Annotated in this window: 20 protein-coding genes; 5 read left to right on the plus strand and 15 right to left on the minus strand. The window is 38.6% G+C overall.

The genetic code is table 11. The features are described from left to right. Positions 1-8: 8 nt before the first annotated feature. Genes MB14_RS15175 through MB14_RS15190 form a run of 4 tightly spaced genes read left to right on the plus strand, consistent with a single transcriptional unit; the run spans position 9 to position 4980 of the window. Positions 9-1124, plus strand: coding sequence for an NAD(P)/FAD-dependent oxidoreductase (locus MB14_RS15175; protein ID WP_062593063.1), 1116 nt, complete (start codon positions 9-11; stop codon positions 1122-1124). Positions 1125-1165: 41 nt separating this feature from the next. Beyond that, positions 1166-2644, plus strand: coding sequence for a Na+/H+ antiporter NhaC (gene nhaC, locus MB14_RS15180; RefSeq protein ID WP_062593064.1), 1479 nt, complete (start codon positions 1166-1168; stop codon positions 2642-2644). Further along, positions 2641-3228: a 3'-5' exonuclease gene (locus MB14_RS15185; protein ID WP_062593066.1), complete on the plus strand. Its 588-nt coding sequence runs from the start codon at positions 2641-2643 to the stop codon at positions 3226-3228. Before nhaC ends, MB14_RS15185 begins: the two co-directional genes overlap by 4 nt. A gap of 36 nt (positions 3229-3264) precedes the next feature. Next, positions 3265-4980, plus strand: a complete 1716-nt coding sequence (locus MB14_RS15190; RefSeq protein WP_062593068.1) for a M28 family peptidase — start codon at positions 3265-3267, stop codon at positions 4978-4980. A 79-nt stretch (positions 4981-5059) separates the two neighbouring features. On the opposite strand, the gene MB14_RS15195 is transcribed toward MB14_RS15190, so the two are convergent. Next, the gene (locus MB14_RS15195) at positions 5060-5494 is read right to left on the minus strand and encodes a peptidylprolyl isomerase (RefSeq protein WP_053221870.1); all 435 of its coding nucleotides are present in this window, start codon (positions 5492-5494) and stop codon (positions 5060-5062) included. 81 nt (positions 5495-5575) lie between these two features. Between MB14_RS15195 and MB14_RS15200 the strand changes: the two genes are divergently transcribed. Continuing rightward, on the plus strand, positions 5576-6031 hold the full coding sequence (locus MB14_RS15200; RefSeq protein ID WP_062593070.1) for a DUF4442 domain-containing protein: 456 nt from the start codon (positions 5576-5578) through the stop codon (positions 6029-6031). A gap of 26 nt (positions 6032-6057) precedes the next feature. Here MB14_RS15200 and MB14_RS15205 read toward each other — a convergent pair whose 3' ends face one another. From MB14_RS15205 to MB14_RS15275, 14 genes are all read right to left on the minus strand, one after another. Next, the gene (locus MB14_RS15205; protein WP_062593072.1) at positions 6058-7476 is read right to left on the minus strand and encodes an SDR family oxidoreductase; all 1419 of its coding nucleotides are present in this window, start codon (positions 7474-7476) and stop codon (positions 6058-6060) included. Between the two features lie 106 nt (positions 7477-7582). After that, positions 7583-8164 carry an alpha-ketoglutarate-dependent dioxygenase AlkB gene (locus MB14_RS15210; RefSeq protein WP_062593074.1) on the minus strand — a complete coding sequence of 194 codons (582 nt, stop codon included), beginning with the start codon at positions 8162-8164 and terminating at the stop codon, positions 7583-7585. Positions 8165-8202: 38 nt separating this feature from the next. Then, the gene (locus tag MB14_RS15215; RefSeq protein ID WP_062593076.1) at positions 8203-8661 is read right to left on the minus strand and encodes a tRNA (cytidine(34)-2'-O)-methyltransferase; all 459 of its coding nucleotides are present in this window, start codon (positions 8659-8661) and stop codon (positions 8203-8205) included. 75 nt (positions 8662-8736) lie between these two features. Then, complete coding sequence (surE, locus tag MB14_RS15220; RefSeq protein ID WP_062593078.1) at positions 8737-9573, minus strand: 5'/3'-nucleotidase SurE; 837 nt, start codon at positions 9571-9573, stop codon at positions 8737-8739. Positions 9574-9712: 139 nt separating this feature from the next. Continuing rightward, positions 9713-11554: a PLP-dependent aminotransferase family protein gene (locus tag MB14_RS15225; protein WP_062593446.1), complete on the minus strand. Its 1842-nt coding sequence runs from the start codon at positions 11552-11554 to the stop codon at positions 9713-9715. A 124-nt stretch (positions 11555-11678) separates the two neighbouring features. Then, positions 11679-12716 (minus strand): serine hydrolase domain-containing protein, encoded by a 1038-nt coding sequence (locus MB14_RS15230; RefSeq protein ID WP_062593080.1) that lies wholly within the window; start codon positions 12714-12716, stop codon positions 11679-11681. A gap of 26 nt (positions 12717-12742) precedes the next feature. Then, positions 12743-12970: a hypothetical protein gene (locus tag MB14_RS15235; RefSeq protein WP_062593082.1), complete on the minus strand. Its 228-nt coding sequence runs from the start codon at positions 12968-12970 to the stop codon at positions 12743-12745. Positions 12971-12983: 13 nt separating this feature from the next. Beyond that, entirely contained in the window at positions 12984-13859 is an 876-nt protein-coding gene (locus tag MB14_RS15240) for a DUF808 domain-containing protein (protein WP_062593084.1), read from the minus strand. A gap of 265 nt (positions 13860-14124) precedes the next feature. Further along, positions 14125-14340 carry a PLDc N-terminal domain-containing protein gene (locus tag MB14_RS19240; protein ID WP_062593086.1) on the minus strand — a complete coding sequence of 72 codons (216 nt, stop codon included), beginning with the start codon at positions 14338-14340 and terminating at the stop codon, positions 14125-14127. 282 nt (positions 14341-14622) lie between these two features. Further along, on the minus strand, positions 14623-15201 hold the full coding sequence (locus MB14_RS15250; RefSeq protein ID WP_062593088.1) for an NAD(P)H-dependent oxidoreductase: 579 nt from the start codon (positions 15199-15201) through the stop codon (positions 14623-14625). Positions 15202-15206: 5 nt separating this feature from the next. Further along, the gene (locus MB14_RS15255) at positions 15207-15545 is read right to left on the minus strand and encodes a hypothetical protein (protein WP_062593090.1); all 339 of its coding nucleotides are present in this window, start codon (positions 15543-15545) and stop codon (positions 15207-15209) included. A gap of 56 nt (positions 15546-15601) precedes the next feature. Beyond that, complete coding sequence (locus MB14_RS15260; protein WP_062593092.1) at positions 15602-16183, minus strand: Crp/Fnr family transcriptional regulator; 582 nt, start codon at positions 16181-16183, stop codon at positions 15602-15604. Positions 16184-16682: 499 nt separating this feature from the next. Next, positions 16683-17096 carry a hypothetical protein gene (locus MB14_RS15270; protein ID WP_062593096.1) on the minus strand — a complete coding sequence of 138 codons (414 nt, stop codon included), beginning with the start codon at positions 17094-17096 and terminating at the stop codon, positions 16683-16685. Positions 17097-17601: 505 nt separating this feature from the next. After that, entirely contained in the window at positions 17602-18732 is a 1131-nt protein-coding gene (locus MB14_RS15275; RefSeq protein WP_062593098.1) for a hypothetical protein, read from the minus strand. Positions 18733-19405: the final 673 nt, after the last annotated feature.

Here is a 19405-nt window from a genome sequence, read left to right on the forward strand (position 1 = left end):
CACAGAATATGCTCAGTTTTTGGGAAAGACAATCATTTATAAATTTCGATCATATAATAATAGGAGGGGGAATAGTGGGGCTTTCCACAGCCGTAGCCATTAAGGAGAAATTCCCAAAGCAGTCGGTAGCTATTTTAGAACGGGGTACTTTCCCGACTGGTGCAAGCACCAAAAATGCTGGTTTTGCCTGTTTTGGTAGCCTTACCGAAATTATGAATGACTTGAAGGGAATGACAGAGGTAGAGGTTCAAGAGCTTGTTGAATTCCGTTGGAAGGGTTTGGAGCTTCTGCGTTCGCGCTTAGGTGACGATAATATTGGCTTCAAAAATTACGGAGGCTATGAATTGCTCTTTCAAAATGATTTATTGGCATTAGATGCTGTTGAAAAAGTAAATCATTTATTAAAGCCGATTTTTAATAGGAAGGTCTATTCGGAAAGATATGACCTGATCAAAACTTTTGGATTTAATCAGGCTCGTGTTAAATCCCTTATTGAAAACCCATTGGAGGCGCAAATCGACACCGGTAAAATGATGAAAGCCCTCGAAAGTTTCGCACAACAATTGGGCATTAAAGTGTTTACTAATTGTGAAGTGCTTTCTTTTGAAGAAACTTCAGAAGGCGTAACAGTTAGTACACCTCAGGTAAGTTTTAAAGCCAAAAAACTGGCCATTTGTAGCAATGCGTTTACCCGAAAATTATTACCAGAAACAGAACTGAAACCGGGTAGAGGGGTGGTTTTGGTAACAAAGCCAATAGTTAATCTCCCCTTTAAAGGTACTTTTCATTACGAGGAAGGCTATTATTATTTCCGTAATTATGAAGATAGAATCATTTTTGGAGGAGGAAGAAACCTAGATATTGAGGGGGAAGAAAGTACCGAGTTTGAGGTGAGGGAATTGATCTTGGATAAACTAAAATCAGATTTGAAGAACATTATTCTTCCCAACCAAAATTTCGAGGTAGATATGGCTTGGGCAGGCATTATGGCTTTTGGAAAAACCAAGCAACCGATTGTTGAAAAACACAGCGAAAATATTGTTTTGGGAGTTAGACTAGGCGGTATGGGAGTTGCCATTGGAAGCAAAGTTGGACAGCGTTTAGCATCTCTAATGCTCGAATAAAATAAATCTTCTTATCTTCAAATCCTGACTTCAAAAGAACTATGACGAATACTCACAGTAAGCCTACTCTTTTTCAGGCTTTTATACCAATTATCTTTTTAGTAGTAGCCCTTTTTATCAATGTTAGAATCTTTGGAGATTCCTCTCTTGATGGCTCAAATCAAATAATTCTAATCCTTTCGGCTGGCGTGGCTACTTTGGTGGCGCTTAAGTTGGGATTTAAGTGGGACACTATTCAAAGCGGTATTGTTAAAAGTATCAGTTCGGCCATGGCCTCCATCATTATTTTACTGTTGATTGGCTGTTTGGCTGGTACATGGCTTTTGAGTGGAATTGTACCTGCCATGATATATTATGGTTTACAAATTCTTAATCCTACTATTTTTCTTTTTGCTGCTTGTGTTATTTGTGCTGTTGTTTCAATGGCCACTGGTAGTTCTTGGACCACCGCAGCTACTGTAGGTATTGCACTAATTGGCATAGGTCAAGCTTTGGGCTTGAATGAAGGTATGGTTGCCGGGGCGATTCTTTCAGGTGCCTATTTTGGAGATAAAATGTCGCCATTATCAGATACTACCAATTTAGCTCCGGCCATGGCAGGAACGGATTTGTTTACCCATATCAGATACATGACATTAACTACCGTGCCGTCAATTATCATTGCATTAATCCTGTTTTTGATTTTAGGTTTTACCAGTTCTGCAAGTGGAGATATAAACGAAACGGGTGAGATTCTAACGGCCATTTCTTCACGTTTTAATATTAACGGATGGTTATTTTTAGTGCCTTTGGCTGTAATCGCAATGATTTTAAAGAAAGTACCCGCTATTCCGGCCATTCTGATTGGAGCACTCTTGGGCGCTATTTTCGCGTTGATTTTTCAACCTGAAGTAGTTACATCGGTTGCTGGATGGGAAGGTGCTAATTGGGAAGTTACTTTTGTAGGTATTATGAAATCTCTTTACGGAGATATCAGTGTAGTTACAGGCAATGCAATGGTGGATGAGTTATTAACCTCTGGAGGTATGGCGGGTATGCTAAATACAGTGTGGTTAATTATTTCGGCCATGATTTTTGGAGGAGTAATGGAAAGAACCGGTTTATTAAAACGAATTGCAGCCGCAGTAATTTCAAAAGTAAGTTCTACGGGCTCATTGGTTACCGCTACAGCTGGAACTACCATATTCTTTAACGGTACGGCATCAGATCAGTATTTAGCCATTGTAGTGCCAGGCAGAATGTATGCTGATATTTATAAGCAAAAAGGGCTTGCGCCAGAAAATCTTTCAAGAACTTTAGAAGATTCGGGCACGGTAACCTCGGTACTTATTCCTTGGAACACCTGCGGAGCTTATCATTCAAGCGTATTGGGTGTTGCAACTGGGGCTTATATACCTTACGCTTTCTTCAATTTAATAAGCCCATTGATGACAATAGCTTTTGCTTACCTCAATATTAAAATCAAAAAAATAGATCCTTCAAAAGTTGAAGAGACCGAAGAAGAACCAGCAGCGGAATGAGTTTTACTAAATCAATAACCAAGGCTGAGCTAATGGAATTGCCGCTTTCTGGTTATAAAGGAAAAGTGGTCATTGCAAGCACAGAAGAATCCATTCAGGAGGCAATGGATGAAATTAATCAGTTTAATGTAGTAGGCTTTGATACAGAGGCCAAACCTACCTTTAAAAAAGGCCAGATTCGTAGAATTTCTCTTATTCAAATAGGAACGCCCGAAAAGGTATATCTGCTTAGAATATTACATTCAGGGCTTTTGCCTTGTATTGTTGATTTTATGGAGAATCCTAATATTACCAAAGTTGGAATTGGTTTGGAAGACGATTTCAACCTATTGAATAATTTGCAACCTTTCAATCAACAGGGCTTTTTAGATTTGAATAAGAAGTTCGCTGATATTGGTGCTGAAAATGTAGGCGCAAGAAACTTAGCAGGCATGATTATGGGAATTCGTATTTCGAAGTCTGCTCAAACTTCTAATTGGGAAGTAGAACAGCTAACCGAAAAGCAAATCCGTTATGCCGCTACCGATGCATGGATTTGTTTAGAGATATACAATAAGCTCGATGATTGGGGCTTTATTGATTAGACAACCTTACCAAGAGTGGTATTTGATAAATTGAAAATGAAAAAAACACTGATTTTGTTTTTGGGGCTCATGCTGTCTGTATTTCAGGCAAATGCCCAACAGTTAGACTCGTTTGTAGAAAATTACTACAACATGGCCGATGCCGAATTTAATCAAGAATCGGCTTTTCAGACCGTAGATTACGTGCAGCAATACTGGCGATTGGCCGGAAACGAAGGTTTTAACAACAGTATCTACCATGTAGTAGAAAAGCTAAAAAAGGCGGGTTATGTATTAGAAGAAAATGCAAAATCTACCGATCGGCTTACCTATAGAATTGAGAAACGAGCCATGTCGCGTCCTACTTGGGAACCTGTTTCAGGCTCTTTGAAAATTGGAAATCAGGAGTTGCTCAATCTTAAAACCAATTTCAATATGATTGCTTCCTATTCGTATAGCACTGGTGGCGAAAAGGAATACGAAGTGGTGTATGTTGAAAAGGTTTCTGCCGGAAGTCTGAACGGAATGGACTTAAAAGGCAAGGTGGTAATGACGGAAGGCAGTCCTAGCCGAACCTTTAATGAAGCAGTGAAAAAGCATGGTGCTGCTGGAGTGATTACTTATGGTTTGCCAAGTTATAACCAGCCAGAAAAGCATCAGAATTCTATTTCTTTTACTGGAATTCCTAACGACCCTGAAGCCAAAGCTTTTGGTGTGTTACTTTCATATAAGGCGCATGAAGTGCTGAAAGAGGCTGTTTTGGCGGGGCAAACAAAGGTGAAGATCAACCTAGAGACTAAAATTTACGAATCAGAAGAACTGACATTAGTGGCGGAGTTGAAAGGAAGCACATTGCCAGATGAACGCTTTGTATTCAGCGCCCATGTGCAAGAGCCAGGCGCAAACGATAATGCGAGCGGAGTAGGGGCTTTGGGGGAAGTAGCTTCTTCTACGGCCAGACTTTTTAAAGCCGGAAAGGTAAATCCTGAACGCACCATTACTTATTTATTTGGAGATGAAATTGTTTCCACTCGTAGATACGTGCAAGAAGACGCTGAACGTGCAAAAGGCATAAAATGGGGAATGAGCCTTGATATGGTGGGAGAGAACACAGCCATCACTGGCGGTTCTTTCTTAATTGAAAAAATGCCTGATCCGGGAGCCATTTGGACCAGAGGAAAGGAAAAGCATTCGGAGTGGGGCGGAAGACCTTTAAAGAAGGATCAATTGAAGCCTCATTATTTCAACGACCTGACCATCGGTGTTTTCGAAATGATTGGTGATAAAAAGAATTGGGAAGTAAATTATAACCCATTTGAAGGAGGTAGCGATCATACACCATTCCTTCAAGCCAATATCCCGGGCCTATTGCTGTGGCACTTTACCGATCAGTTTTATCACACCGACCAAGATAGAATAGACAAAGTATCGCCTGTGACTTTAAAGAATGTAGGAATTGGTGCGATGATTATCTCTTTAATGCTTACTGAAAACAGTGATCGTTTGGCTGATGTGGTGCTGTATGAGGCTTCAATGTCGGCTACCATGCGTTTGCAGGCCGAATTGAAATTAAGTAAAGAAGCGCTTGCCAATGGGGCTGATCTAGCAGAACAAAAAGACATTATCAGTACTTGGGCAGATTATTACAGAGATGTGTTCAATGCTACTTTAGATATTGAACCAAAAAATATAGAGGCCTTCAAGAATAACTTATCATCAACACAAGATGCATTAATGGGCTATAGAAATCTTGTTTTAGGGCAGTTGAAGTAGTCTTTTCTTGCCTCTAAGAATCAAAAAAGCCTCGGTTTGAGTATTCAGACCGAGGCTTTATTATGAAATGAGCTTTTATTTAATCTTCGTGTACAACGATTTTATTGATTTTATCACCTTGACGGATCTCATCAACGATATCTACTCCTTCAACCACTTTGCCAAAGCAAGTATGATTTCTATCTAAATGAGCAGTATTATCTCTGCTATGGCAAATGAAGAACTGAGAACCACCAGTATTTCTACCTGCATGCGCCATTGAAAGCACACCACGATCGTGGTATTGGTTATCACCATCTAATTCACAATCGATTTTGTAACCAGGACCACCAGCACCAGTGCCATTAGGGCAACCACCTTGGATTACGAAGTTTGGAAGTACACGATGGAAAGTAAGTCCATCATAAAAGCCTTTTTTAGCCAAGTCAGTAAAATTTTTCACTGTGTTTGGGGCGTCCTTTTCATAGAACTCAACTTTCATTACCCCTTTTTCGGTTTGTATTTCTGCTGTCATGAATTGTTATGATAAATTTGAAGTACAAAGCTAAGCGTTTCAGAACAAAACACGTTTCACCTTTTAAAAAGAATAGAAATTATGCCACTACTTTCCCGAAAACAAAAAGTGAAAATGATCAATTGGTACCCTCCATTTTTGGGGGCGGGTATTAAACTCACTTACTTGTCTGACGATTTTATGAAGGCCGAAGTGCAAATGAAACTACGCTGGTGGAACAAAAACCTGGTAGGAGTACATTTTGGAGGTTCTTTAGCTTCAATGTGCGATCCGTTTTATATGCTTTTACTGATGAACACCTTAGGGCGTGATTATATTGTTTGGGATAAAGCGGCCTCCATTCGATTTAAAAGACCTGGCAAAGGAACAGTGAAGTGCGTGTTTGAATTAAACGAACCACTTTTAGCCCAGATAAAGGAAGAGGTGACGGCTCTTGGTAAGAAAGATTATTACTTTGATCTAACAGTGACGGATGAAGAAGGAAATGTGGTTTGTGAGGTTCACAAAACAATTTATGTAAGGAAGAAAGAAGGCTAGGTAAAACTTTTAAATATATCAATTCATCAAGAGGTGCTTAACCGGTTTATCATTCCTTGAAAGATTAACCCGTGAAAGGGAAGCACCGAGAACCAGTATAACCGACCAAACAAACCTAAGGGTCTGAAGGTGGCGGTTTGAACTAGTTTGTCTCCAATGATTCGGAATTCAAGCCATGCATCACCAGGTAATTTCATTTCAGCATATAAAAGCAATCTTCCTTCTTCTTTATTCGCATACAAAACTCGCCAGAAGTCTAGTGCATCGCCAGCGTTTAAAGAGGTTTCAGAGGTGCGTCCTCTTCTTAAACCCACACCACCAGCAAGCTTGTCTAAGAACCCTCTGAACTTCCAAAGCCAGTTGCCATAATACCATCCGTTTTCCCCTCCAATACTCCAGATCTTATTAATGGAAGATGGTCGGTTTGTGAGCTTTTTCTCTCTAACATCTTTAAAACAGCCAAAAGTGGGGACTTCGAGAAAATCTGACAGCTTAAACTCAAAATCACTACTTATAAAGGCATCTTTCCAACTGGATACTACTTCGTTTCTTTCGATTTTACTGAAGGCTCTTTTCAGCGACTCTTGGTAATTTAGCGGCTGTATTCCCAGTATTTTATTAATCTCATCATTCCGGCAAATCACTTCTACTTTCATGCTATTGACCAATGCCGTGGCAAGTTTGTAAGAGGTGGAGGTTACAAAATATAGCCAATAGGAGGAGAGTTTGGGTGTCATAACTGGGACAGTGAATACATATCGCTTCAGGTTGCGTATGCGGCCAAACTCAATGAGCATTTCTTTATAGGAAAGTACATCAGGCCCTCCAATGTCAAAATCTCTGTTGAATGTTTTAGGGTTAAGGAGGGTTTGAGATAGAATCTTTATTACATCTGAAATTCCAATAGGCTGACATTTGGTGTTGAGCCATTTGGGCGTAACCATAATGGGCAATTTCTCTACCAAATCCCTCATTATTTCAAACGAAGCACTTCCAGAACCAATGATAATTCCAGCCCTTAACGTGGTTAAGTTGTAATTTCCTTTTCCGAGTTCTGTTTCAACATTTTTTCTCGAAGAAAGGTGTTTCGATAAAGCTGATTCATTTACAATTCCGCTCAAATAGACTATATGAGCTGCCTGAGTTTTATTCAGTGCCTCTCTAAAATTCACGGCTGATTCTTTCTCTAACGATTCATAGTCTGACGAAGTAGACATAGAATGAACTAAATAATATGCACCGTCAATATCTTTAGGAATAGCGTCTAAAGAAGCTTTGTCAAGTAAGTCAACCTGAATAACTTCGATCTTCGATTTTAGTGATTCTGGAGGGGTAAATCTATTTACGTCTCTAACACAGCAGATAACTTGATGACCCGATTCAACTAATATGGGGAGAAGCCGTTTGCCGATGTATCCTGATGCGCCTGTGAGTAGTATTCTCATGTACTTAATTAAACGCAGCGGTTTTATTTAACATCTGCTGACATATCAACCTGAAATGGTTGTTGGTTGTTGTGAAATCAATGAAATCTTTCAGAAGTGAGATGTCTTATCTCCCGAATTTCCTAAATGTCAGACTTATTCTTGGGTTTTTATAGATTGGGTTTGTTGGTAAGCTATGTTCAAAATTTTCCTGACAGCCCTTATTCATTATCAATAAACTACCATGTTTTAGTGTGATTGCGCTTTCTGTCAAGGTTTCATTTTTTCTCAAATAAAATTGGCGTTCTTCTCCTAAACTTATTGCAGGTATTACAGAGGTATCCCCAAACGCAGGTTTGTCAGAATGATAATCTACCCCAGAATTTCCGTCAGGGTAGAAAATACAAACGCATGTTCTAAACTCCTGATTTGTGCGTTTTTCGATACGTTTTTTTATGGATTTCATCTGCTCAGACCAAGGCATAGTTTTCCCCCATGTAGATTCTGGGAATTGATTTGCTTCTAGAAGTTCTTGATCTATAAACATCATTTTTCCAAAACCAAATTTGAAAGAATCACCGCTAACAGTATCCATTTTCATCATGCTTGTGAGTTCACTATACCCTAATAAATGAGTGAACAACTCATTTGCTTCTTCTTCGGGCATAAAACCGTCATCATAGCTGATTACATCGTTGAATGGATTCATATTATAAGCTTTCTGTGTATACAGTTTAGGTTTATCCTTTAATGCATTCTTAAATTTCTGATGCCTTCATAAACCACAATACTCACTGCGTTGGCTAAATTTAAACTTCGAATATGAGGACTATAAATAGGAATACTGAATACTGAATTAGTGTTTTCCGAAACTATACTTTCTGGCAAACCACTTGATTCTTTTCCAAAAATTAAGAACATATTGTCCTTGTAATCTATTTCGCAGTAATCTTGAGTACCATGGCTTGAAAAATATACAAAATCTCCCCCTTTATTTCTTGCATAGAAATCGTCAATGCTTTCATAAATGAAGAGAGAAACGTGCTTCCAGTAATCTAATCCAGCCCTTTTTACTCGCTTATCATTCAGTTCGAAACCAAATGGTTTTACCAAATGTAATTTAGAGCCAGAGGCCAAACTTAGCCGGCCTATATTTCCTGTATTCGTGGGTATTTCTGGTTCAATCAATACAATATTGAATCCCATGCTTTTTATTTTTTTGTAAGTAATCAATACGTTTTTGGTAAGAAATGGAAGTAAGTACCAAGCTTGGTTGTATCCTTATTCTTTTTCCAGTTTGAGACCCCAATTGGAAATGGATTCTATTAACGCATAAGCCGTCCAATCAAATTTAAGCGGAGTGATGGTGACATAACCGTTTTGATAAGCATAAGTGTCGGTTTGCTCATTCAGTGATCGTACAAGCCCTATTTTTTGGTTGTAGACCATTTTGTTATCTGTTTCACTTTTCAATTCATAATTTCCCATATCTAAATAAGCGTCTCCCATAGGTTTAACCAAAATGCCTTTAAGTTCACCAGCAGGAATGTTAATCGAGAGGACAACCCCTTTTGGAGCATCCTCCTTTTGGTATTTGGCCACCAGTTGTGCAATAAAGCGGGAAGTAGCTTCTGTGTTTACTCCACGGCTTTCTTGCGATACGGCAATGGCGGGAATTCCATGATAAAGCCCCTCCATGGCTGCACCTATGGTGCCAGACAGGTGAGAGACATCTCCCACATTGGAGCCTCGGTTAATGCCAGAGATTACAAGGTCGAATGGTTTGTCTCTACCTAACACCCGAATACCAAACCTGACAGCATCGGCAGGTTTTCCACTGACCGCATAGCCAAGGAATTGCTCTCCTTTAAATATTTTTTCAACTTCTAAAGGACCACTATTAGTCGACTGACTACTTCCAGATTGGTTTTCGGCAGGAGCGGCAATTACAACTTCTACATTGGGGAGTTTCTCAATCTCGGTTTTCAATGTGCTGATCAGCGGTGATTGAATTCCATCGTCATTCGAGATAAGAATTCTATAAGTTTGACCAATCCCAACTTTGGTTAGGCAAAGTAGAAGCAGCAGGGTAGGGATTAAATTTCTAAGGAGTTTCATAGTCTTTCGGACAGCTAATTCTTTGTAAGATAACTTAAATAATACTTCACTATTGATTGCGAGTCATAATACTGATAATCAGTGTACTATCTTATGTGTTGTATTGAAAAAAGGGAGGCTTTTATTACCTCCCAATTTTTTAGATGCTATCTACAAACTCTTTAAACACTTTTTTATGGAGTTCAAGATCCATATTAGCAGAAAGTGCTACTCGAGCAATATAATCCTTGTCGCCTTCTTTGGTTGTTCCTTGGGTGGAAGTTGCAGGGATTGTCCAGTAACAACCTTTTAGCTGGCCATAACTTACACAGTATTTACTCTCATTTGGAATTTCTGTAATCATCAAGTCGATTAACTTATGATTCAAGGCCCTTTTATAAGCTTCTTTTTCTTCAGCAGTATTCCCTTTGGTAGGAAGGTCTAATGAAAATACAGATGGCATAAAGCCTTGTTCAGCCAATTCTTCAGACACAAAGTTGATTTTTGCAGTAGGCAGCGTTTCGTGAATGAAGTTTACAAACTCACGTGTATTCTTATAAGCATCAATAATTCTCTGGTTCATTGAAGGCAATTGCTTTGCTAAGATTTCATATTGAAGGTCTGTAGCTTCGTTATCGCAAAGTATTAGGTGTTTTTCTATGTGCCCCATCAAGGCCGCAGTTTTGTTATTTCCAACCACGTAACCTGCGGTACATTTTCCACCACTAGGAAACTTAGACCCACTGGCATAGGAAATGGCTTTCATGGTTGAGAGTATTTCGCCCTCGCCTAAAAAGTGGAAATTAGGGCAAAAGGTTTGGTCTAAAACGAAGACTGAATCGATGGCGTCTGTTCCATTGCTAGTTTTACGCACTTTGCTTAAAACACCTTTTAATGCCTGAAGGTCGGGAACTTCAACCCTAGGGTTGGTCGGAATTTCAGCAATAATGTACGGAATGGCATCTTCCTGAGCAATTTTGTCCAATACGGAATCGATGCTTCGCACCATGTCATTATCTCCATCCACGAGTAAATCCACTACTTCTACATTATCTAGGCAAGCTGCAACGCGTCTGGCTTGGTCGTTGGTACCACCATAGCAATTTGGAGGCACTACAAACTTGATGGCCTTTCCTTTATGGTTTTCAAGCGCGTCATGAACGAGCCCCATCATAATGGCATATTGCATAGAAAGCCCACTAGACGCTACGAGCGGTTTTATGGTTGTGCCGGTAATGTTCTTCAGTAAATTTAAAACCGATTGTTTGTCTGTTTCTACATTACTTTTCGGAATGTTGAAAGAAGATTGCTCCACTAGTGCCCTTAAAGCCACAAGGCAATTGGCAGGCGTCATCGCAATAGTTTCTCTTCTTCTTACATGCTGAATTTCAGAGATGTAGTTTTCATTCTTTACATCTGCTAATATTACACTTCCTAATTGACCGTGAAGGTTTACTACAAAGTCAATATTCGGGTTAAAATCAATTGCAGAAATTTCATTTTGCTCAGAAATGAAAACGGTACTGCCATCAAAGGCGGAAACTTCTGAAGCCTTTTCTACTTTATTCAATTCAAACTGATAACCGTAGACACTTTTTAGTAACTCGGTATCGAAGTAAGTGGGTAATTCGCCCGTATAACTGATTTGGGTGTTTTTATGAGCCAGTAAGTTCTTTCTTAAAATGGCCAAAATAGGAGCCGTTTTCGAAGAAAAACTAATTACATTTTGTGGTTTTAAGTTATTCAAATGCGCTATTACCCATTCTAATACACAAGATAGGGGATGACCTAATCGTATATAATCATATGCCGTTGGTAATGCATTTAATGCCGAAGTTGAAGCATCACCACTTTTAAATAGGGCTTCAAACTGCTCTAAAAATTGAGTTTTAGCCTTTGATTCATCATAAATATCCAGTCGATGGGTAGTTAACTTTAGCCAATCTGCTGGCATATTTTTTAATACCTCTTTAATATAATTTAGCGTTTTACTGCCTTCCATAATTTGAAAATTAGATAGGCCGCTATAATACATCAATTCGCTTTATTATGTAAATCTTAGTGCAGGTTTTGTGTTTACTATGGCTTCAAAAATAGACTTGCTTTTTAATCGGGTATGCAAAGCATTACTGGTTTGTTCCGCGCTTTACGATCTTAACAATGCGGTTGTAAATTATGTCAGCCAAATTCCAGTTGTATAATTTGGGGTCTGTTGTATTTGTAAACTGAATAATCACCGTGTCGATGTCTTTATTGTATTTTGCAATGCTTTGATATCCAGGTACCCAGCCCTTGTGTTCATACTCATAAATTGACGAATAGATTTCCTGTTCTCCTTCATCGAATAGTGATCCATCGTTCAATGCCCTTATAAAAATGCCCACATCCTCTGCCGATGCCAACATTCCTTGGTTATCGGTTTTTAAATCATAAGGGTGCCCAACATGATAGCCACTCATTACATTTTCTATATTGACATCATTAATGGAAGCAAATGTGTTTTTTAACTGAAGTCGATTAAGAATTTCTTCCTGAATGAACTGAAAATGAGGGTAGCCCAACACTTTATCCATAATTTCGGTGAGCAATAGGTAATTGGTATTGCTGTATTCATAGTCGGTGTCGGGTTTGAAATTTGCGGGTTTATCCAGCACTAAATCTAGATTTTCCTTATTGCTTTCTTTTGGAGCCGCCCAATAATCCGGGGTGTCGGTATAATTCGGAATTCCACTTCGATGCTGCACCATCATTCTCAGGGTAATCGCATCGGCATTTTCAATTCTTCCATTGAGTTCTGGAAGGTAGTCTGCTAATGTTTTATCCAGCGACAAGCGGCCATCAGCAGTAAGTTTTGTTACCGATACAGCAGTGTATAATTTGTTAATGCTAGCTAGTTTGAATAAAGCTTGTGGGTAGGCCGGTATTTTCTTTTCACGGTCGTGCCAGCCAGCGGCATAAAATGCGGGTGCTTTTCCGGCTTCGTCTACATAAACGATAATCCCTTCAAATCCATGATCAAGGGCTTCGTTGGCTTGGTCTTGTACACTATTTGGAAGAGGTAGTATCCAAGCCCATACTAAAATCCAAGGCACAAAAAACAACGATCCTATGCTGGCTAGAATGAGGATTATTTTAAAAAGTCGTTTGGTTTCTTTTTTTTTCATGTAATCACAGAGCAAAGAGAGTTAGGTTAATACTGATTGTTAGCCTCAGTCTTTTTCCTTCTCCAAAAGAAAAAATAAGCAAGAATTAGGGGGAAGAAAGTAAAGAATTTAAAGCCATTGGTAATGGCACTATAAATGAAAATGCCGATCAATAAGCCGATCATAAAGGCAGTCGTAATCCTTTCCGATTTTAACTTTTTTTGCTTCTGAATTAATTCCTCTTCAGTTGAGGCTGTTTGTTGTTCTTGTTTCATAATTATGACTGTTCTACTTTTTTCCTCTTTTGAAAACTTTAGACAGGCCTTTAAAAAGCGTCAAGGCTATAATACCTACAATCAAGCCAACGATAAACTCACCCAATATTCCGGGTAGAGCATGTACAAGTTCATGTATAAAATGAATGTTGTGAACATATATTCCTCCGGCCACTAAAATCATGGCGATGGTCCCCACAACGGTTAATACTCTGATCAAAACAGGCAAAGTCTTTATTAGGGCAGTGCCTATACTTTTTGATGCACCAGCTTGATTGCCGCTCTTTGCAATCAGCTTATAGCCTATATCATCCATTCTTACCAGTAATGCTACTAAGCCGTAAACACCAATAGTGGCCAGTATAGCGATAACCGTTACTACAATAATTTGAACATTGATGGGTTCCTCAACCACTGAGCTTAACGCTATTATAACTATCTCTACTGAAAGGATAAAATCTACAATAATGGCAGATTTAATTTTTTTAGCTTCTCGGGCTAGTACTTCTGCTTTCGATGGTTTTATCAAGTCAACAGCTTGCTTGGTATGGTTTCTATGGAATAGGTAGTGATATATTTTTTCGGCACCCTCAAAAGCCAAATACATACCGCCAATTAATAGAATGGGGACAATTGCTTCAGGAAGATAAGCGCTCAATAGAAAAGCAATAGGCAGAATTATGAGCTTATTTAGAAAAGAACCCTTGGTTATTTTCCATAAAACCGGCAATTCTCTAGAGGAAACAAAACCCGAGGCCTTTTCGGCATTTACGGCCAAGTCATCTGCCAGTAAGCCGGCTGTTTTCTTGGTTGCCACTTTGGTCATCACTGCTACATCATCCATGAGCACTGCAATGTCATCGAATAGCGCAAAAAATCCTGAAGCCATATTATGTATTATCTGTTTTGAATAGGTTGAATTCCTCTACTTTAGAAATGTGAGATAAATCTAGTGAAACTGTGCAACGGCTACAACTTTCAGGTGCAGTCTCTTTTCTTTCCCTGAGCCTGCTTCCGCAGACAAGGTACGGAGGTTCTAAAGCCTTAATGTTAGAGATTGGTGCTAAGTTATGTCAGTTCGAAACTGATTTGTCTTACATCCTCGGTACAATCGAAGATGAGTAGGAGTGGGTTGGTCTTCACAGACGTAAAGTCTATTTACTTTCTAATCTCTTTTTACGACCCATCGTTAGGTAAAGGATTGATCCCAGCATGGGTACAAAAATCACGACAAGAACCCATATAAGTTTGTCGCTGCCGTTAAACTGATGCTTCAAAATGCTCACCAGACATAGAATAGGCAAGAGTACGGCAAGCAATATGACAGATTGATACAAAATCAAACCAATACCTGGTGATATTAAATCCATATTTTTCTTTTTTAAAATGAAATATAACCTTATTCATCAGTCACAAACACAAAGTATAGCCATGAATATACTGATTTTAAAGACGTATATAAAATAGATTTATCTTGAACCTCTGATACAATCAAGGAGCGCTAGATCAAACCGTTGAAACAGTAAATGGAATATTTTGCTTTATAGCCCACGGTTTAAACCGTGGGCTATATTAATGCATGATTTGAGGAATGGTTTTAACCATTTTAATTGGGCTTTTAGTCCACAAAAATCTAAGGATGTAGATGACTGTTACTTGTTCTTTTGTCCCAGTTTTTCGATTTTCTTCAACCATTTTAGCCTAAAATCTTCTTTGGATAGCCTTATTGGCCCAATAGCGGTGATCTTCACTTTTTTCACACCAATAAACTTCAAAGTCCCTCTTTTCATGGCATTATGACTCGGGCTACCATAAACTAATCTATAGTACCATGTTGGTTGATCCATTGTGCAGATTAGCCTTGCTGTCTTTCCGCTTAAATGCGGATCCCACAGCAATGATTTTTCTCTTTTACTAAAGGCAAACCCAGGCAGTAGTACCCGGTCTAAAAAACCTTTCATTATGGCTGGTACAGAACTCCACCAAACTGGGTAAACCCAAACCAAATGATCAGCCCATTCTAATTTGCTTTGAGCATCTAGTAAATCTGGCTCTAGTTCGGTTCGCTTTCGATAACCAAATTGAAGGTTTGGGTTGAAATTCAGTTCTCGAATATTAATTTCTTTGATCTCAATATTCGATTCTCGTGCGCCTTTCTTATATGCTTCTGAAATTGCAAAACTGAAACTCTCCGCATCAGGATGACCGTTTATAATCAGTGTTTTCTTCATCACCACTAGAAAATAGGTTTCAATTTTGACTCAAATGGAGAGCTCGTCAAATTTTCAATTTCGAAAAATTTATAAAGCACAAAGCAGGCAGGCACAGTTAAGAAAAGCGTGCAGACAACGAAAGTGCCTACACTGCAGAAAATATCTAAAGTTTGAGTGCCAATTCCCCCAATGTATGATGCTATATCATCCTTCTGCTTTATAAAATACCGATGAACCGATAGTGAGTAATCGTAAAAGCGAATTGAAGTTTCGTAGCCTAACCAAGCAGGGTAGAACCATTTCCTAATGGGTTCCCACCACTTTCCCCAAATTGACTTAAGTTGTCTGTTATTTTCTTCCATTGTTTCTTCTTTTCAACAAAAATCACCCTAATGGAAGAGTAGGAATTTGATATAGATCAAATTGGGTTTTTAAGACCTCTTATTCTGCTTAAAGTTTCAAGGGTAATACCTAAATAGGAGGCAATATGGGTGAGAGGGATTCTCTGGGTGATATCAGGATAAATATTGAGGAGGTGTTTGTACCTATCTTCTGCTTTATTGAATTGAATGGTATACAATCTTTCGCACAGTCCAAGCATGGTTTCTGTTACCACTTTACTTATAAATCGTTCGAAATCATGATGTTTGCTAGAGAGCTTTTTAACAGTATCTTTTGAAAATTCCAGAACAATTGAATCTTCAACAAACTCGATATAGTGAGGGCTTGGTTCTTCACTAAAAAAGCTGACAATCGATGCCATAAACTGATTTTCGAAGGTAAACCAATCTGAAATGTCCTTGCCATCTTTTAAGTAATAGGCCCTTGCACAGCCTTCAATAATCAAATAGGCTTTTTTAGAAAACTGTTTTTCACGAACCACCACTTCGCCTCTTTTGAAGGTGTTAATTTTTGAACAAGCAATGAATTCTTGTTTACATTCAGTTGATAGGGGAGTGTATATTTCTCCAATTTCGTCTAATATTTTCTCACTATCCATTTTCAAATTAGCTCCAACGGTTTACGTATGACTTTTCTCTTTGAGCTTTATATAAAGCGTTTGTTGGGCAAATATAGATATAGGAGGAAGAGTCTCCTATGGCATTTATCAAGAGGGGTGAATTGTGGCAAACCGTTGAAACGGTTGATGGAAACACTTTGCTCTATAGCCCACGGTTTAAACCGTGGGCTATTTGAATGCATAACTTTAGGGAATGGTTTTAACCATTTTAATTGGGTTGTTGGTTTACTTATTTTACCGCAAAGAGCACTGAGTAGCGCAAAGGGTAAATTAGTTCAACGACAATGATCTAGCGCCTACTGACCTTTGAAGGATTAATTGTTCATTGAAGTCTCTTTTCTTTCCTGAGGAACGAAGGGTTTAAAACCCCAATGTTGGTAGTAATTCTAATAGAGGCTTTTTCTTATTCATCGGTTAAAAACCGACTTGTCTTACACCTATGATGCAATAGAGGATGAGGTGGTTGGGGTTTTTAATTCTAATAACTAGAATCTATTTCTTTGTCCACAGCTTCTAAAACTCCTGCCCGAGTTTTTTCAACAATCTCATCGGTCATTAATATTAAATCTTGTATTGTCATTCCTTCATATAGAAAGTATTGGTCACTTAAATGCTCAAAAATATCTTCAACTCTATGTTCACCCTCCAAGGAGTACTTTTCACTGCTTTTCCATATTTGCACTTGAAAGTATTCTTTCAGAAACTGATCGGTTTTCCAAAGTTTAGTGCTTTCCCAATTCACACACCAATACATGTTTTCTTCATAGACATGGATAGTGAATGCTTTTTCGGGCTTTTGTTTTTGCAAATCATCTACCAATAAGGTCAACTGATTTGTAATACCCGAGATGAGTTTTGTTCTTTCATTTTCAATATCCTTTTTCGTTTTCATTGTTCAATTTAATGTTGGGCAATGTTGCATGTCCACTAAGGTTCCAGTGTCTTATGCTCTGTAATTTATCACCATCTATTAATACGTCCAAAGTTGAGATTACATTAGCTCTCTGACCTAATACAAATAGGGAGGGGGTGAGCGCGATGAATTGGTTGCTTATTTAGCCGCAAAGGGGAAATTAGTTGAACGAGAATGATCTAGAGCCTCTGACCCGTGAAAGATTAATTATTCGATGATGTCTCTTTTCTTTCCCTGAGCCTGCCTGGTGTAGGAAAGGAACGAAGGGTCTAAAACCTCAATGTTGGGGCAAACCGTTGAAACGGTTGAATCAGCTTTTGTGATTTATAGCCCACGGTTTAAACCGTGGGCTATTTAAATGCATGACTTTAGGGAATGGTTTTAACCATTTTAATCAGGTTGTTGGTCTTAGTGAGAGGTAAGGCCAGTTGGGTTAATCCTTAGTGGCTTGTTGGTGAAGAACACCAACAAGGGCGTGACCCCTTTAGTTTTCCAACTTCAAATCTGAAAGTACCTTTATGGCGCCCTCATTCTCTGGGTTTAACGCAATGGATTTTTGATAAGCTTTAATCCCATTTTCTATATCTCCTATACGCAATAAACACTCGCCATAACTGTCATAAGTATTCCAAGCTTCTGGATACAACTCGATATTCAGTTCAAACACTTTTAGGGCCTTGCGATTTTCCTTCGTTGTATTTAAATAATAGTAGCCCAATGCGTTTATAGAGGCTTCAGAGATATTGTATTCAGGGTCGTTTCTGTCTTGCTCTTTTATTAAGGTAATAATCTCATCCACTGTTTTACCCTCTTCTAACAGCTCAGGTAATGGTATCAAGTCGCTAAAAACTCTATCAATGCTTTTATGGGGGCTGCCTAGCTCGTAATTTATGACGGTAAATAAATTATTCAAAGCATTTTTCATGCTATTAAAACTTTTGAGTTCATCTTTTTCAGTAACATACTTAAAAGTAAAGGCCGACTTTAAAGTCAATGCTATTTCTGGAAGATCATCGGCTATCGTTCCTTTATACAGTTGACCTGTTACTTTAGATAGGTCTAGCGTTGGAAAACCATTTGGGGTGTATCCTAATTTTGTGGCCTCCAAAAACTGATTTATAAAAGTTTCATTATTACTCAGCTTTGCTTTAATCACTAGGTCTTGAAGATTTTTTAAGTCAATGAGGCTGTTCTTTATGTTAGAAGGTAAAAGCCTTATGTCGCCAGTGTTCTCCAGCGTTTCAATTGTATTCTTATTGAAGCTAAGGTTGTTATAAAAGGGGTTAAGCTTGGTAGAGCTTTCAACAACTGCTTCTAAACTTTCTTGATTTGGAAGAGCGGTTATATACGCTTCGTAAAGAGCAATATTAGACTCTAAATCAGATATTTGAGCGTTAATATAAGGGTAGTCTTTCGCTAAATCCTGTAAAATTTGATTGTAGTAGCTTTTTAAAGCGTCAGCACTTTTTCTTTTTTCATTCAAAGTGTTTAGCTGAAGCGCAATCAGAATCCCGATTACCACAAGTACAATTTCGCCAACTGCATATTTTAAGTATCTACCTATTTTACCCTCTGAAAGTAATTTTTGCCGTGTTTTTCTAAAGATTTTAATCATAGATTAATGCTTGGTTGTAGCTTCAGAATGTAGTTTTAATGAAGCACAAACTTGTATTACACCAGTTGGATGAGTTTTATATTTCCCGTAATTTATTAAAAAGTCCTTATGCCCCATAGATAAAAAATGCAGGAGTGAGAAGAACACCAACTAGCGCGTGATTATTCGATGATGTCTCTTTTCTTTCCCTGAGGAACGAAGGGTCTAAAACTTCAATGTTAGAGGTAATTCTAATAGAAGCTTTTGTCTTATCCATCGGTTCAAAACCGACTGGTCTTACATCCTCGATACAATGGAGGGTGAATGTAGACTTATCTTATATCCGCGATGCAATCGAGGATGAGCTGGGTCTCAGCGAGACGCGAAGACCAGTGGGAGATACAATGCTTTATCAACGTGAAAAGATGCTTACAGCATGACTTCGATTTGATGTTTGTGCTAATAATATGATATATCGGACAAGCCTGCTTTACAGTCACCCTGAAAGGGTCTTTTTCAGAAATATAGATGGCATGACGCTCCGAATGAGCCTTATCTCGTTCTGATTCCGAAGTCTTGGAAGTCCCCAAGATCCGCTTGCTATACCCTGTGATTGCAAGGCTTTGAAATAGAAAGGTTTCTATTAGTATATCCATCGGTTCGAAACCGATTTGTCTTACATCCTCGATACAAT

The organism is Roseivirga ehrenbergii, from assembly GCF_001593005.1.
In the GTDB taxonomy this organism is placed as follows: Bacteria; Bacteroidota; Bacteroidia; order Cytophagales; family Cyclobacteriaceae; genus Roseivirga; species Roseivirga ehrenbergii.